Here is a 15,772-nt window from a genome sequence, read left to right on the forward strand (position 1 = left end):
TGCGGGTCAAAAACACGACCCAATGTGGTGTGCATTTGGGATATCATGGGACACTATGGGCGTCAATGGGAGAAGCCGGCACGATACCGACTTCGCATCGGAAATTCATAAGCCGTTAAGTTTAACGAATGGTTTACCGAGCCGCGCGGCGATGCGCTTTCACGGCACGGGAAGATGCGGTGAAGGCGCTGTTTTTCTTTGTTAAAACAAGGAGATGGCCACATTACCCGGCTTCACGGGCAGATGGGTCAGGCCGTCAACGTCAGAAAATAATGGAATCGATGAGAAGCTCAGTCACGATGGTTTCCATCGCTGCGCTCTATAACCGCATTCTCAGGGCGCAGTGCTTCCTCATCAAACTCCTGGCCTTTAGCCAGAAGACGCAGAACAACCACATCGTCCTGCTCCACCACAAAAGCGACACTGGCGCTGCGTTCAAAACCGATTATGCGGAGTCCCACACGCAGTTCGTTACGCACCGTGCCCCGTTCGGGAAAGACATTCAAAGTTGAAAGAAATATGCCGATGCGATCAATGTACCGATCTGCGACAGCGGACGACCCTGATTTGCCGGCGATATTTTGATGGATATGCACCAGATCGGTCTGCGCTTCGGGTGACAGGCGCACAACGTAATACTTCATTTAAAAGCGTTTCCAGCAAAAACATGCGGCAACTTGGCATTACGAATTGCATAAATATAAATAGATAAAGGGTTTCCGAGAGGTGGGAGCTACGTGCGCCCCTCACCCTTGGCAATACGCGACCTGACCTCAGCCAAACCTTCACTGAGAGGCTTGGCCCTGCCCGGGTCTGCTTTGTGAGCATCGTATGCGGATGTCACTTCTTCCTGCAACCACCGCTCCACGGCCGCATCGCGGGCTGCCAGGGTGCGAAGGCCATCACGGATAACCTCGCTCTCCGTCGCATATTCGCCGGAAGCGACCTTTGCCTTGACCATTTCCGCCATTTCCAGGGGAAGTGTGATGCTGAAAGCTTGGGTGGTGCGCATGGTTTTCGCCTTTCATTCACCCTTGTATCACACGGTATGATTTAATCATACACATTCCTGATTAGCCATGGGGGAAGCGGCATGTAGGAGCCGCCGCAAGATTGAGGAAAATTCGCCAGTTGGCCTGTAAGCCGGGTTCTGTATGGCCCCGGTTTGACCCGGAACGTGGCAGCCATTCATCTGGGACGGCATTTGCATGCCGCCTCGCGCAACCCACCCGGATGACGGGCCTGGAAACCGGCTGTGAACGGGCTTTCGCCCGCCCCGTGTCATCCCTATTCGGTCTTGCTCCCGGTGGGGTTTACCTTGCCGCCGCTGTTACCAGAAGCGCGGTGGGCTCTTACCCCACCCTTTCACCCTTACCATGCGATGCATGGCGGTTTGCTCTCTGTGGCACTTTCCCTGGGGTCGCCCCCGCCGGACGTTATCCGGCACCGTATTTCCGTGGAGCCCGGACTTTCCTCACCTTACCGTCTTTCGACATTGGTAAAGCGCGGCTGCCCGGCCAACTGGCATGGGCTCAATAACCATGTTCCGAGGCGAAAGCCACCGAAAAGCGCAGGCAAGGATCAAAGAAATGCCGGCTTGAAATCCGTAGCAAAGGCGCCGTCGGCGATTTTTCCGTCCCGCAGCAGCACAGCACCGAGCCGTCCGATCTCATCGGAACTCTTGGCCGCCGTACCGTTACCGCCGGTCAGAACCGCAATCTTCGGCGAGGCGGTGAAGCCGATGGCCGGATAACCGCTTTGCGTTTTGGAGACGACGCAGGCGGCCATCGAGACACGCGAGAGATCGATGGAAGGCACCAGCGATCCGACGATCTCCGAGAGATGATCACGCACACTTTCGCGTCCGCCGGAGCGGAACCATTCCCGGATTTCCGGGTCGCTGCCGAGCCTCTTGTCGTCGGGATCGCCGCCGATCTTCAGATAGAATTTGCCATCCGGATAACGCACCGGCGGCAGAAGATAGATATGTTTCGTCGTGTCGCGCGGCTCATAGATCAACGACGGCATGTCCGCATATTGATCCAGATCGCCCTCATCTACTTCGAAGAAAGCGACGGTGCGCGCATAAACATCGAGGGCCACCGGCTGCGGCAGCAGATCTTTCGTGATCGAGAAGCCGCCGGCCGCCACCAGCACCCGGTCTGCGGTATAAACCGCGCCCGAGGCCGTCTCCACCCGTGCGCGACCACCCTCTTCCCGCGTCGAGACGACGATATCGTCAATAAGCGTGACACCCGCCTTTTCAGCGAGAACAGCCTGCGCCTTCACCAGCCCACGCGGATTGACGTATCCGGCATTGTTTCTCTCGAATACCCCCTCGCAACCCGGCTCGAAGGAGAAATAGGGAAAGCGGCTTTCGAGGCCTTCCCCGTCCAGCAGTTCCGTCGAAACCCCGAGCCGCGCCGCCGCCTTGCGGACATCGTCGACAAAAGGATTATCGCCGCCCCGTTCGGGCCCCACCATCAGGCAGCCGACCGGCGCATAAAATTCAACGCCGCTTCTTGCGGCAATATCGGCGTAACGCGCTATCGAGCGGTTGGCGAGCAGCGCCCAGTCGGCATCACCATCGATGGTGCGGGTAATCCGCGCCTCGTCATAGTGACTGGCGAAGACGCCTCGATGCGATTTGATGTCGGCAGGTTCGCCGGGGCCGATCAACGCGACGCCATCGACCGTTTCAGCCAGATGGCGGGCGGCGGCGGCACCCATCATGCCGCGACCCACGACGATGTATCTGAAATGTCCCGACATGCCGCCCTCTTCACCCGCTCACTTCCATCGCAACCTTGTAGCTGCTTCGCCCCTGAATGTCAGACGAAAACCGGCGACATTTCGGCGGCGAATTCATCCTCGGTCAACTGGCCGTTCAAAAGCAGCATGGCGCCCAGTCGGCCGATTTCGTCCGAAGACTTGGCGGAGACGAAATTGCCGCCGGTCAGAACCGCGATATTGGAGGATTGCGTATAGCCGATATAGGGATAGCCGCTGCGGGTGATGGAGGCGACACAGGAACCTGAAGTGACCGGGCAGCCGGCAAGCTCCGGCATCAAGGAGAGCGCCCGCTGTTTCAGAAATTCCACCTCACCCGGCGTGCCGTCCGAATGGAACCAGTCAACCGCGTCAGTGAGCGTTTCAAGCCTGCCCTTCTCGCTTTCGCCGCCGATCTTCAGATAGACCTTGCCATCGGGATAACGCACCGGCGGCAGGATATAGACGATGTCGTCCTCGGTTTCCGCGAGCACGATGGTGGAAGGCATCGCACCGAACAGGGCCTGCCTCGCCTCATCCAGCTCGAAAAACACGATGGTACGGCCCGTTGCCGCCATATCGACCGGCGATGGAAGAAGTTCCGCCATGTTGGTAAAACCGCCCGCCGCGACAATGACCTTTTCGGCGGTATGGACGGCCCCTTCGCGGGTCGAAACCTCCACGCCATGGGAGGTGTCGCGAATATGCGCCGCCGTCTCACGCAGCAGTTTCGCACCCTGCACCTCGGCAATGGCGCACTGCGCCTTCACCAGGGCGCGCGGATTGACGTGACCGGCATTCTGCGCCTCGAAATAACCGTCGTGATCGGCCGGCAGGGAGAACATCGGAAACCGGTCAACGAGCACATCGCTGCCGAGTGTCTCTACACCAAGACCGAGACGGTCGACCGAGGAAAGGGCGCGCGAGACATAATCTCCCGCAAGACCCTTACCATTGCCGGTGAACAGGCAACCTGCTTCGGTAAAAAAGCGGATGCCGCTTTTGGCCTCGATCTCCGCATAACGGCGGATGGAGCGTTGCGCCAGTTCCGCCCAGACCGGATCGCCGTCAAACCCGCGGGTGATGCGCGCCTCATCGTAATGACTTGAAAACACACCCTGATGGGTCTTGCGGTCAGCGGGTTCGCCCGGTCCGATCAGCGCCACGCCATCCATTTGCGCCGAAAGATGCCGCGCCGCGGCCGCTCCCATCATCCCGGCCCCGACCACGATATATTTGAAATCCGGCATGTCATGCTCCGTATCAGCTTTGTTTCTGACTACAGCATGCCGGGCCGAACCGGAATCGCTTTTCGCAATTTAACAAGCAATACAAACCGGCCTCAGCCGGCCAGCAGCGCCTGCACCTTGCCGCAATAACGCTTGGAGACCGGGTTCATGCGGGTGGCGCCATGACCGGCGTTGTAGCGCAGGATCGTGCTGCAGACCTGGCCGCCGCCCAGCTGATGCGCCGTCGCCAGATATTGCATGCCCCAGCGAATATTGGTCTCGGGATCGTAGAGCGCCTTGGTGGTGCCGCGATAGCCCATCATCCGCGCCGTCGCCGGCTTGATCTGCATCAGCCCGACCTCGCCTGCGCTGCCGCGGGCCTTCGGATTGAACTTGCTTTCGACCGAAACCACGGCATGCGCCAGATTGGTGGGAACGCCGTAACGCTTGGCATATTTGACGATCAGATCGGAATAATCGTTCCTGAGCGAGGAAGGCAGGCTCTTTTCGGGGATGGGATAACCGGGCTTGCGGAAGAAGGTCTCCAGCGTCACGGTTTTGGTCTTGACGTCCTCGTCTTTGGCAAAAGCAATCCCCGCCTGCGAAGCGAGCATAACAACGCCCGCCACGACAGCAACAACAACCCTGTTCATATGTAGAAAAATTCTCCAGATCGGATGACCGAAACAATGAAGCGACACAAATAGTCTGCGCCCGGAAAGTCGATAACGACCTTCCGCTGTCCAGTCTCCTTGATTGATATTGACGGTAAGTTCCCCTGAAGAACGACACCGCATGCAGTGACGTTCTTAAACTTCCTCAATGCGGATTAACTGTGGCACAAGAAAAAAAGCGACTTGAACACGCTGGAAAAGCGGGAATGCTTTTCCAGAATCGGCGGTTAAGCGCCCGAAAATCTCGGCAGGCTGGCGATCAGCCGGTGCAGCGTGTCAATGGTGGAGAAATCCGCGATGCCATCCACCAGAGCGGGGCGGAAATGCCGCTGGAAAGCAGCCACGGCGCCTTCGGTTTTTTCGCAATAAGCGCCTGTTATTTCAACGCCATAACCATAAATGGACAGCATCGACTGCAGCGCTTCGACCGGCTGGCCATGGTCCCCGCGCTGAAAAAAGCGCCCGCCACGGATCGGCGCAGGCTCCACCCAATGGCCGACACCTTGCTGCGACAGGATGTCCCACGGGAATTTTTCACCCGGATCGACCTTGCGGATCGGGGCGACATCCGAATGCGCCAACACCCTTTCAGGGGCGATATTCCAGCGCTGGCCGCAATCGCGACACAATTCGATGACGGCTTCGATCTGCTTTTTCGGAAATTCCGGCAGGCCGCCTGGATGGCCCTGATTGGCAATTTCGACACCAATAGAGCGGGAATTGATGTCTTCGTCCCCCGCCCAGGTACTTTTGCCCGCATGCCAGGCACGGCGGGTTTCCGACACGAGCTGGATGACGCGCCCGTCCTCGAAGACGAAATAATGGCTTGAGACCTGGCTTTCGGGATTACAGAGCCACGACAGCGCGCCGTCGGCCGTCGTCATGCCGGTATAGTGCAGAAGAATGATGTCAGGACCGGCTACACCCAGCCTTTCGCCATGATTAGGCGAAGGCGCAACGGCTGCGCCCCCGAAATCCGGGGTAAAATCCGGCAGACATTCACTCATGCGACGCGGCGTTCTTTCTCAATGGCCGCATAAGCGGCGTTGAGAGCCGCCATACGCTCATTCGCGGCCGCATGCAATTCCATGGGAACGCCGCGGGCGATGAGCTTGTCGGGATGGTGTTCGGCAACCAGCGTTCGGTACCGCTTGCGGATATCCAGAAAATCGTCCGAAGGTGAAACACCGAGTACGCGGTAAGGGTCGCGCCCGTCCATGTGGACGTGCCGCGCCATGATCGTTTCGAAATGATCTTCGGTGATACGGAAGATTTCCGCGATCCGGCCGAGGAAGGCCAGTTCCCGCTCGTGGATCAGCCCGTCGGCCTTGGCGATGTGGAACAGGCCGTCGATGACACTTTCCAGCATCTCGCAATTGGCGTGCCCGGAACCGCAAAGACCCGCCAGCCGCTCCGCATAGGCTTCGTAACCTGCAACGTCCTGACGCGCGAGGTTATAAAGACGAGCGACGTTCTTGGCTTCTTCTTCCGGGAAATCGAAAATCTGCCGGAAAGCGCGAACCTCGGCATCGTTGACGACCCCGTCGGCCTTCGCCATCTTGGCGGAAAGTGCAATGATGGCCACGGAAAAGGAAACCTTGCGGCGGGTTTCCGGATCACCTTCGAAAAGGGTGCGGATGGCTTCCACCACGCGCCCGAGTGCACCGCCTGCCGCGTCGCCGATTGCGCCGAGCAGCCGTTCCCACAGGGATGAAATTTGCAGACACGCGAAATCGAACATCATGCGACAAGCATGACGGGATATTGCCGCGAATGCAATATGTCCAGCGGTCCGGCGGCATTAACTTTTATTCATCTTTGCGACAGTTTTGCTTCAGGAACAAGAGCGCGGCAGACGATGGGACCACGGTTTTCCACAGACGGCAGATAGCCGGCCACCGGCTATGCCGATTGAAACGATTATATTCCACCACTTTGCTCAAGCCGCTGAAAAACCGCGAGAAATCCGCGTTTTTCTTCATAAATTCACTTTACACCTACACGCGGCTGTCGCATCCATTTGCCAGACATGTCTTTGGGTATATGTGAAAAGGAGAGCCATGATGGCCAAACAGAAAGTCGCAATGCTGACCGCGGGTGGCCTTGCGCCCTGTCTCTCTTCGGCCGTGGGCGGCCTGATCGAGCGTTACAGCGACATTGCGCCCGAGATCGACATCATCGCTTACCGCTCGGGTTATCAGGGCGTGCTTCTGGGTGACCGTATCGAAATCAACAAAGACATGCGGGAAAAGGCGCATCTGCTGCACCGTTACGGCGGCTCGCCGATCGGCAACAGCCGCGTCAAGCTCACCAATGCCGCCGATTGCGCCAAGCGCGGTCTGGTCAAGGAAGGCGACAATCCGCTGCGCGTCGCCGCTGACCGGCTGGCGGCCGACGGCATCACCATTCTCCACACCATCGGCGGTGACGACACCAACACGACGGCTGCGGACCTTGCCGCCTATCTCGGCGCGAACGGCTATAACCTCACCGTCGTCGGCCTGCCGAAGACGGTGGATAATGACGTGGTGCCGATCAAGCAGTCGCTCGGCGCCTGGACGGCCGCCGAAGTCGGCGCCTCCTTCTTTGACAATGTCAGCAACGAGCAGAGCGCTGCACCGAAGACCTTCGTCATCCACGAAGTCATGGGCCGCCATTGCGGCTGGCTGACGGCCGCCACCGCCCGCGCCTATATCCAGAAGACCAGCGGCAATGAATATGTCGAAGGCCTGATGATGAACACGCAGATGAAGAACATCGACGGCATCTACCTGCCGGAAATGGCCTTCGACATCGAGGCGGAAGCCGAGCGCCTGAAGGAAATCATGGACAAAAACGGCTATGTCACGCTGTTCGTGTCGGAAGGCGCCGGCCTTGATTCGATCGTTGCCGAACGCGAAGCGTCCGGAGAGGCCGTCAAGCGCGACGCCTTCGGCCACGTCAAGATCGACACGATCAATGTTGGCGGCTGGTTCCAGAAGCAGTTCGCCAGCCTCATCGGCGCGGAACGCTCCATGGTACAGAAATCGGGTTACTTCGCCCGCTCCGCCGCCGCCAATGGGGACGATCTGCGCCTCATCCAGGGCATGGTCGATCTCGCCGTCGAAAGCGCGCTCAACAAGGTCTCCGGCGTCACCGGCCATGACGAAGACCAGAATGGCAAATTGCGGACGATCGAGTTTCCGCGTATCAAGGGCGGAAAGCATTTCGACCTCTCTGCAAAATGGTTTACCGAAGTGATGGAACACGTCGGTCAGCCGTTCACAGCGGCCTGATTTTACGATAGTCTAAAATAAGACGGCGACAGGGAGGGCAAGGAGGAAGAGAATGTCTGGACAGGCCTGGCTGATTTTTTGTGCAGCATGTGCCGTTGTGTTCGCACTCCCCTCTCCCCTTGTATTCTCTGTTGCCTCCTATGCCGCCATCCGCGGCAAAAAGACGGTCTTCGCCTCCGCTGTCGGCGGCGCGCTCGGCATCGTCACGGCCATGACGATTTCGGCCATTCCGGTGGCCGGTCTCGCCTACCTGCCGCAATCCTTCGTGGAAATCGTGCAATGGGCCGGCATCGGCTGGCTGATGCTGTTTCTGTTGTGGACCTTCGCCACGCCGGCCGCCCAGGCGGCCAATGCCGATAATGACAATCTGCCGGGCAAATCCTGGAGCGGCATTTTCCGCGATTGTTACGCCATTGCCGCTTTGCGCCCGCGCTACTTCACTTTCTTTCTGGCGCTGTTGCCACAATTCGTTTCCACGTCAGGCAACACAATTGAAACGCTCGCCATGGCGCAGGCCGCCATCCTGCTTCTGGCGCTTGTGATTCTGACCGCGCAGGCGCTGTTTGCCGGCCCGACGCTCGCGCTGGTGCGCCGCATGTCGGGCGACAAGAAAATCCGGCCGAAATACCGCACTCACTTCATTTCCGGCCGCGCTGTCAGCGCCGGATACAGGCGCATCGCAGCCTGAAAAACCGGGCCGCCACGTCCCGGCTTGCCGCTATCCTTACAATAGGTTAATGAAGGCTCGACGGGACACTGCCTGCTTCGCTCGACGCGGGGGTATCGAAAGACAGGCATAACGAAGGCGGCAACATGCGAAATTCGGGCAAATTCCGCGGAAGAAGTGCACTTCTTCTGTCTTCCACCGTGGGTCTGGCACTGGCATTGAGCGCATGCACAAGCGTCGAATATACTGCGAAGGAAGGGCCTAACGGCCCGAAGATCGCGACGGTCAATCCCGCGACCACTCCTGCGCAAACATCGACGCAGCCGGCAACGGCCGAAGCCGCAGCGGGCGCAACCTCGGCAGCATCAGCGGTGCAGACCGCCGAAACCGCAACCTCTTCCCAGCCAGCAGCACTTCCCACCGCCGTCGCCGTCAAGGGCGGACGCGTGGCCCTGCCGCCGGCGTCCGAAATCGCAGCCGCCGCAGCCATCACCGCCCAGATGCAGCCGCACCAGACGGAAGTGGCTCAGGCCGCAGGGGCGACATCCGCACCCACCGCCGTTGCAGCACTCGCGCCGACAGGCGCCGCTCCCGCGGCAGCAGCCATCGAAACGGCGGCCAAGCCGGCTGCCCACAATGCCGCCGCCGATCTGCCGCAGGTGGTTGCCATCAAGGGCAGCTTCCCTCCCGCACCGCCGCCGCCCGGCTCGCCCTCCATCGGCACCGAACTGACGGCGGAACGCAAAGTCATTCCGCTGCCGAAGCCGGACAGCACGGTTCTGGCTTATGCCGCCGGCCCCACCAATGCCGCACTTGCCGCCATCCGGCAGAACGAATCAATGACGGCGCCGCTCAATTCCGCGCCGGCCGGACGCGAAAAGCTGAGCGGCCTTATTACCAAATACGCCGCCATGTATGATGTGCCGGAAGATCTGGTTCACCGCGTGGTGCAGCGCGAGAGCCGATACAATCCCGGCGCCTATAGCAGCGGCAATTTCGGCCTGATGCAGATCCGGCACGCCACGGCCCGCTCCATGGGCTTCGATGGCCCCGCCTCCGGCCTCTTCGATGCCGAAACCAATCTCAAATACGCCGTGAAATATCTGCGCGGCGCATGGGTTGTGGCTGGTAACGACCGCGACAATGCCGTCCGGCTTTACGCACGCGGTTATTATTACGATGCCAAGCGCAAGGGCATGCTGCACGTTCTGCGCAAGTGATGGCCTCTGGCGGCGCTGGGAGCGCCGTGAGCTAAGCAGCCTTTCCAAATAAACGCCGCGACGTTTTTTTCGTCATCCTCGGGACCAGCCCGAGGATGACGCCGTATCCAATGGAAGCTTATCGGCAATCCGAGATACGGGCTGGTTTTCCACCGTCTCCTTTATTCCCCGTCTTTGCCCACAGCCCCTGTCATCAAATTGTAGTGTCACGGCTGTAGACGCCTCTCAATCGACTGAGAGGTGAACATATGACGAGTGCGGCACCCAAGACCGGCTTCAGCAAGAACACAAAACTGAAGTCCGCATTGCTCCAGCACAAGGCGCTCTCAAAAAGCGGATTGTCCGAGCGCTTCTTCGGCGTCCTCTTTTCCGGCCTCGTCTATCCACAGATCTGGGAAGACCCTGAGATCGACATGGAAGCGATGGAGCTTGGCGAAGGCCACCGCATCGTCACCATCGGCTCAGGCGGCTGCAACATGCTGGCCTATCTCTCCCGCAACCCTGCCAGCATCGATGTGGTTGATCTCAACCCGCATCACATTGCGCTGAACAAGCTGAAGCTTGCCGCGTTCCGCCATCTGCCGGCCCATCAGGATGTGGTGCGCCATTTCGGCCGCGCCAACACCCGCAGCAACAGCCACGGTTACGACCGCTTCATCGCCGAGCACCTTGACGCCACGACCAAGGCTTACTGGTCGAAGCGCACCCTTTCCGGCCGCCGCCGCATCTCGGTGTTCGACAGGAACATCTACCGCACCGGCCTGCTCGGCCGCTTCATCGGCGCCGGCCATCTCATGGCCCGGCTGCACGGCGTGAAACTCACCGAAATGGCCAAGACCCGGACGCTGGATGAACAGCGCCAGTTCTTCGACAGCAAGGTCGCACCGCTGTTCGACAAGCCGGTGGTGCGCTGGCTGACGAAGCGCAAAAGCTCGCTTTTCGGCCTCGGTATTCCGCCGCGCCAATATGACGAGCTGGCCAGCCTTTCCGATAACGGCACGGTTGCCTCGGTTCTCAAGCAGCGCCTGGAAAAGCTCGCCTGCAACTTCCCGCTCAGCGACAATTATTTCGCCTGGCAGGCCTTCGCGCGCCGTTACCCCGAGCCGCATGAAGGCGCACTGCCTGCCTATCTCAAGCCGGAATATTATGAGACGATCCGCAACAACACGGCGCGCGTCGCAGTGCACCACGCCACCTATACCGAGCTTCTCTCGCGCAAGCCGGCAAGCGCCGTCGACCGCTACATCCTCCTCGACGCACAGGACTGGATGACGGACACGCAGCTCAACGAATTGTGGTCGCAGATCAGCCGCACCGCCGCATCGGGCGCGCGCGTCATCTTCCGCACCGCGGCCGAAAAGAGCGTCATCGAAGGCCGGCTTTCGCCCGATATCCGCAACCAGTGGGTCTATCTCGAAGAGCGCTCCAATGAGCTCAACGCCATGGACCGCTCGGCCATCTACGGCGGCTTCCATATCTACCAGAGGGCTATGGCATGAAAACCGTCGGCGAGAATGTGGGCCTTGCAGATAGCGCGCATGCGAGCCTGATGGACCGCATGTATCGCCACCAGCGGCATATCTACGATATCACCCGCAAATATTACCTTCTCGGCCGTGACCGGACCATTTCCGGCCTCGATGTGCCGAAGGGCGGCACGCTGTTGGAAGTCGGCTGCGGCACCGGCCGCAACCTGCTGCTGGCCAGCCGCAAATTTCCGCAGGCGAGACTGTTTGGCCTCGACATCTCCGCCGAAATGCTGCTGACCGCAGCCGAGAATTTCGCCGGCAAGGCGGAACGCCCCATTCTGCGCGTGGCCGACGCCACCGCTTTTCGCGCCTCCGAATTCGGCCAGCCCGACGGCTTCGACCGCGTCATGATCCCCTATGCGCTGTCGATGATACCGGACTGGGAAAAGGCGATCGAACAGGCGCTCACGGCGCTGAAACCCGGCGGCTCGCTGCATATCGTCGATTTCGGCCAGCAGGAACAATTGCCGAAGTGGTTCCGCACCCTTCTGCAAGCCTGGCTCACCCGTTTCCACGTCACGCCCCGCGCCAATCTCCGCTATGTTCTGGCTAATATGGCCGGCCGTTTCGACGGTAATCTCGAATTCGAGGAAATCGCCCGGGGTTATGCCTGGCGGGCTGTCATCACGCTTCCAGTTGCCGAAGCGCAGCAGCCGAAAATCCACCGCATCTTGGCCGACGCCTGATTCCAGGCGGATTGCGAAACTCGCCTGCGCGCCTGTGGCGTTGCCTTCAAGGCTCCGCCGGGCGAGGTTTCAGCAGTAAAAATCGCAAATCGCTTCAAATCCAGCGGCTTGCGAGATGCAAAAAGCACCTTTGCCCTTGTCATAACCGCTTGTTTACCATGTTATGCGTAAATCGGGAGATACGGCGCGCCGTTTTGCGGCCGCGGGATGGGCAACACTTTCATCAGGGTTTCAATGCGGCTGCGTTTATCGGCACTATTGTCGGCTTTGCTGTTGATCGGCGGCTGCACCTCCACCAGCTATGACCTGCTGGAAACCGCATCCGTTTCCAGGCCGAAATTTTCCGATACCGATCCGCAGGATTTCGGTACGAACAACCCGCACCGCCATGAGGTGCACGGCATCGACGTGTCCAAATGGAATGGCGATGTCGACTGGCCGACCGTTCGCAAATCAGGCGTGTCCTTCGTCTTCATCAAGGCGACGGAGGGATCGGACCGCATCGATCCGAAATTCGGCGACCATTGGCGCAGCGCGGCGGCGGCAGATGTTCTGCACGCGCCCTACCACTTCTATTATTTCTGTTCGACAGCAGACGCCCAGGCCGACTGGTTCATTCGCAATGTGCCGAAGGAAGCCGTCACCCTGCCCCCGGTTCTCGACGTGGAATGGAACCCGGCCTCGCCCACCTGCAAGACGCGCCCGGCGCCCGGCATCGTTCGCGCCGAGATGCAGCGTTTCCTCGACCGCATCGAAGCCCACTATGGCAAGCGTCCGATCATCTATACCTCGGTCGACTTTCACCGCGACAATCTCGTCGGTCAGTTCAAGGATTACCATTTCTGGGTCCGCTCCGTCGCCGCCCATCCGGCCAAGATCTACGAAGATCGCAAATGGGCCTTCTGGCAATATACTGCAACCGGCGTCGTGCCCGGCGTGAACGGTCCGACCGACATCAATGTCTTTGCCGGCACGGAGAAAAACTGGCGGAAATGGATTGCTTCCGCCAAATAACACGGCCAAGAAGCAACACTTTTGAAAAATCGGCGTTGTTCTGCAGCGCCAGATCATTCGGTCCGTTTTTTTGTCGCAAACATATGGGTAAAGCGGGCTAACAACCTATCGAGGAAATTCCCATGCCCACGTTCCGGTCGCGCAGCATCGTTTTTGCCGCCGCTTTGTCGCTTCTTTCCACCGGCTCCGCCCTCGCCACACCGCCAGTGGCCGCGCCCGACGACCCCAAGCAGGTTGCCTGCGGCGGCGATCTCGGTGCATTTCTCGAAGGCGTGAAAGCCGACGCGCTTGCCAAGGGCATTCCGGCCGACGCCATCCAGAAGGCGCTTGCCGGCGCGCAGATCGACCCGAAGGTGCTTTCGCGTGACCGTGCACAGGGCGTCTTCCGCCAGACCTTCCTGGAATTCTCCCAGCGCACCGTCAGCCAGGCCCGTCTGGATATCGGCCGCAAGAAACTTCAGGAACTCTCCTCCACCTTCGCCCGCGCCGAAAACGAATTCGGTGTTCCGGCAGGCGTCATCGCCGCCTTCTGGGCCATGGAGACGGATTTCGGCGCCGTTCAGGGCGATTTCAACACCCGCAACGCGCTGGTGACCCTCTCGCATGATTGCCGCCGCCCGGAACTCTTCCGTCCGCAGCTGCTGGCGCTGATCGAAATGGTCCAGCACGGCGATCTCGATCCCGCCGCCAATACCGGCGCATGGGCCGGTGAAATCGGCCAGGTGCAGATGCTGCCCAAGGACATCATCGCCTTCGGCGTCGACGGCGATGGCGACGGCCACATCAACGTCAAGAGCAGCGCCCCGGATGCAATCCTGACGGCTGCGAAGTTCATCCAGCATCTCGGTTTCAAGAAGGGCGAACCCTGGATTCAGGAAGTCTCCCTGCCTGAAAACCTGCCCTGGGAAAAATCCGGCCTCGGCGGCCCGCTGACCGCGGGTGACTGGTTCGCACTGGGCGTGACCCCGCGCGACGGCAACAGAAACTTCGCCACCCTGCCCGCTGCCCTCATCATGCCGCAGGGACGCAAGGGACCGACCTTCATCACCTATCCGAACTTCAACATCTATCTGGAATGGAACCAGTCGTTCATCTACACGACCTCGGCCGCCTATTTCGCCACCCGCCTCATGGGCTCTCCGGTCTACAACAAGGGCAACCCGGAGCCCGGTTTCGATGATGCGACCATGAAGGAGCTTCAGACCAAGCTCGAAGCGCGCGGACACAATGTCGGCAAGGTGGATGGCATTCTCGGTTCTGGCACCCGCGTCGCCATCCAGAAGGAGCAGCAGCGTCTCGGACTGCCCGCCGATGGCTGGCCTTCGACCGCCCTTCTCCAAGCGCTTTAAGCAATCTTAACGGCGCCTTCCGGCCCTTAATCTGTCGGACGGAATCAAGGCATAAAGTGTTAATCTCGACCTGATGACTGGGGATAACACCCCGGTCATTTACTTTTTTTAAACATATGAAGCACTGCGTGATAAGAAAATAATCTTTTATTTTCAAATAATTACAGAAATTTCTTTTTTATGCTGCCTAGAGACGTGCTGCACTGCATCACAAAAACCGCTTTTCAACTGCCACAAAACGGTCATATTATCGAACCTGTCAACAAGAGGAGGCACCCATGGGACTTACAAAATCTCTCAATGCCTTGGCAGTCGGTTTGGCGTTTTTGTTCGTAGCGATGATGCTTTTCATCTGACGAGACGTGAAGACCAAACGCAGATAAGAACCGTAGATGACACGAGTTTAAAAAGCGCAGGCCCTAAGGGACCTGCGCTTTTTTCATGTCGGTAATCCGCTGCGGTAAAATCAGGCGGCGCTGCGGCGCAGACGCTCCAGCCCGAGATTTTCAAGCACCGCGTCAACCAGCGGCGCGCGGTTCATGGTGTAGAGATGGAACTCATTGACGCCACGCCGCTGCAGATCGGCGATCTGCTCGGCGGCAACCTCCGCGGCCACGCGGGCGCGACCTTCCAGATCGTCGTCATAACCTTCGAAACGCTCATCCAGAAAACCGGGAATGCTGGTGCCGCAGCGACCGGCGAAACGCTTGAGCTGGGTGAGGTTCTGGATCGGCATGATGCCCGGAACCACCGGAATGGTGATGCCTGCCGCCGTCACCCGCTCCATATAGCGCTCGAACACGTCATTATCGAAGAAGAACTGCGTCAGCGCCCGCGTCGCGCCATTATCAGCCTTGCGCTTCAGCATATCGATATCGACCTCTTCGCTTGCGCTTTCAGGGTGTTTTTCCGGATAGGCCGACACGGAAATCTCGAAATCGGCAATTTCACGCAGCCCCTTCACCAGAGCGGCAGCGTTCTCATACCCTTCCGGATGCGGCTTATAGGCCGTACCGATGCCCGTGGAGGGATCGCCGCGCAGCGCCACGAAATGACGAACGCCGGCATTGCGAAACTCTTCAATGACCTGATGCACGTCCTCACGGCTGGCATCCACGCAGGTCAGATGCGCGGCGGTTGCCAGATGGCTGTCGCCGATCATGCGGCGCACCGCATCCAGCGTCGGTGCCTTGGTGGATCCACCGGCGCCATAGGTGACGGACACGAAATCCGGGTTCCATTTCTTCAGCTCGGCAACCGTTTCCCAGAGCTGGGTTTCCATCTCGGGATTCTTGGGCGGGAAAAACTCGAAAGACAACCGGATATCGCCATTTTGGCGCGCGGTTTCCGACCTCAACAT

15 protein-coding genes and 1 other RNA gene are annotated in these 15,772 nt (G+C 59.4%); 7 read left to right on the top strand and 9 right to left on the bottom strand.

The genetic code is table 11. From position 1 onward, the window contains the following. Positions 1-290 precede the first annotated feature (290 nt). From L904_RS27185 to L904_RS18305, 8 genes are all read right to left on the bottom strand, one after another. Positions 291-644 carry a type II toxin-antitoxin system RelE/ParE family toxin gene (locus L904_RS27185; protein ID WP_020811525.1) on the bottom strand — a complete coding sequence of 118 codons (354 nt, stop codon included), beginning with the start codon at positions 642-644 and terminating at the stop codon, positions 291-293. Between the two features lie 89 nt (positions 645-733). Further along, complete coding sequence (locus L904_RS18275; RefSeq protein WP_020811524.1) at positions 734-1,012, bottom strand: type II toxin-antitoxin system ParD family antitoxin; 279 nt, start codon at positions 1,010-1,012, stop codon at positions 734-736. Positions 1,013-1,123: 111 nt separating this feature from the next. Then, positions 1,124-1,525: RNase P RNA component class A (rnpB, locus tag L904_RS18280), an RNA gene on the bottom strand. A 56-nt stretch (positions 1,526-1,581) separates the two neighbouring features. Then, positions 1,582-2,772, bottom strand: a complete 1,191-nt coding sequence (locus L904_RS18285; RefSeq protein WP_035263587.1) for an FAD-dependent oxidoreductase — start codon at positions 2,770-2,772, stop codon at positions 1,582-1,584. A 59-nt stretch (positions 2,773-2,831) separates the two neighbouring features. Next, the gene (locus L904_RS18290; protein WP_035263586.1) at positions 2,832-4,019 is read right to left on the bottom strand and encodes an FAD-dependent oxidoreductase; all 1,188 of its coding nucleotides are present in this window, start codon (positions 4,017-4,019) and stop codon (positions 2,832-2,834) included. 92 nt (positions 4,020-4,111) lie between these two features. Further along, positions 4,112-4,651: a lytic transglycosylase domain-containing protein gene (locus tag L904_RS18295; protein WP_003522187.1), complete on the bottom strand. Its 540-nt coding sequence runs from the start codon at positions 4,649-4,651 to the stop codon at positions 4,112-4,114. A gap of 248 nt (positions 4,652-4,899) precedes the next feature. Further along, positions 4,900-5,679, bottom strand: coding sequence for an N-acetylmuramoyl-L-alanine amidase (locus L904_RS18300; protein ID WP_035263585.1), 780 nt, complete (start codon positions 5,677-5,679; stop codon positions 4,900-4,902). Continuing rightward, complete coding sequence (locus L904_RS18305) at positions 5,676-6,416, bottom strand: DnaJ family molecular chaperone (protein WP_004430712.1); 741 nt, start codon at positions 6,414-6,416, stop codon at positions 5,676-5,678. Before L904_RS18305 ends, L904_RS18300 begins: the two co-directional genes overlap by 4 nt. Positions 6,417-6,735: 319 nt before the next feature. Between L904_RS18305 and L904_RS18310 the strand changes: the two genes are divergently transcribed. From L904_RS18310 to L904_RS18340, 7 genes are all read left to right on the top strand, one after another. Further along, positions 6,736-7,947, top strand: a complete 1,212-nt coding sequence (locus L904_RS18310; protein ID WP_004430709.1) for a pyrophosphate--fructose-6-phosphate 1-phosphotransferase — start codon at positions 6,736-6,738, stop codon at positions 7,945-7,947. A 52-nt stretch (positions 7,948-7,999) separates the two neighbouring features. After that, entirely contained in the window at positions 8,000-8,635 is a 636-nt protein-coding gene (locus tag L904_RS18315; RefSeq protein WP_004430707.1) for a LysE family translocator, read from the top strand. 125 nt (positions 8,636-8,760) lie between these two features. Then, on the top strand, positions 8,761-9,834 hold the full coding sequence (locus tag L904_RS18320; protein ID WP_004430705.1) for a lytic transglycosylase domain-containing protein: 1,074 nt from the start codon (positions 8,761-8,763) through the stop codon (positions 9,832-9,834). A gap of 248 nt (positions 9,835-10,082) precedes the next feature. After that, positions 10,083-11,333 (top strand): DUF3419 family protein, encoded by a 1,251-nt coding sequence (locus L904_RS18325; protein ID WP_035263584.1) that lies wholly within the window; start codon positions 10,083-10,085, stop codon positions 11,331-11,333. Beyond that, a complete protein-coding gene (locus tag L904_RS18330; RefSeq protein ID WP_020812113.1) occupies positions 11,330-12,049 on the top strand; it encodes a class I SAM-dependent methyltransferase in 720 nt (239 codons plus the stop codon). The genes L904_RS18325 and L904_RS18330 overlap by 4 nt, the downstream gene beginning before the upstream one ends. Positions 12,050-12,283: 234 nt before the next feature. After that, on the top strand, positions 12,284-13,063 hold the full coding sequence (locus tag L904_RS18335; protein WP_035239183.1) for a GH25 family lysozyme: 780 nt from the start codon (positions 12,284-12,286) through the stop codon (positions 13,061-13,063). A gap of 122 nt (positions 13,064-13,185) precedes the next feature. Beyond that, positions 13,186-14,412 (top strand): lytic murein transglycosylase, encoded by a 1,227-nt coding sequence (locus tag L904_RS18340; RefSeq protein WP_003522178.1) that lies wholly within the window; start codon positions 13,186-13,188, stop codon positions 14,410-14,412. A 466-nt stretch (positions 14,413-14,878) separates the two neighbouring features. On the opposite strand, the gene metF is transcribed toward L904_RS18340, so the two are convergent. Next, positions 14,879-15,772 carry a methylenetetrahydrofolate reductase [NAD(P)H] gene (metF, locus tag L904_RS18345; RefSeq protein WP_020811805.1) on the bottom strand — a complete coding sequence of 298 codons (894 nt, stop codon included), beginning with the start codon at positions 15,770-15,772 and terminating at the stop codon, positions 14,879-14,881.

Source organism: Agrobacterium sp. LY4, from assembly GCF_001526585.1.
In the GTDB taxonomy this organism is placed as follows: Bacteria; Pseudomonadota; Alphaproteobacteria; order Rhizobiales; family Rhizobiaceae; genus Agrobacterium; species Agrobacterium leguminum.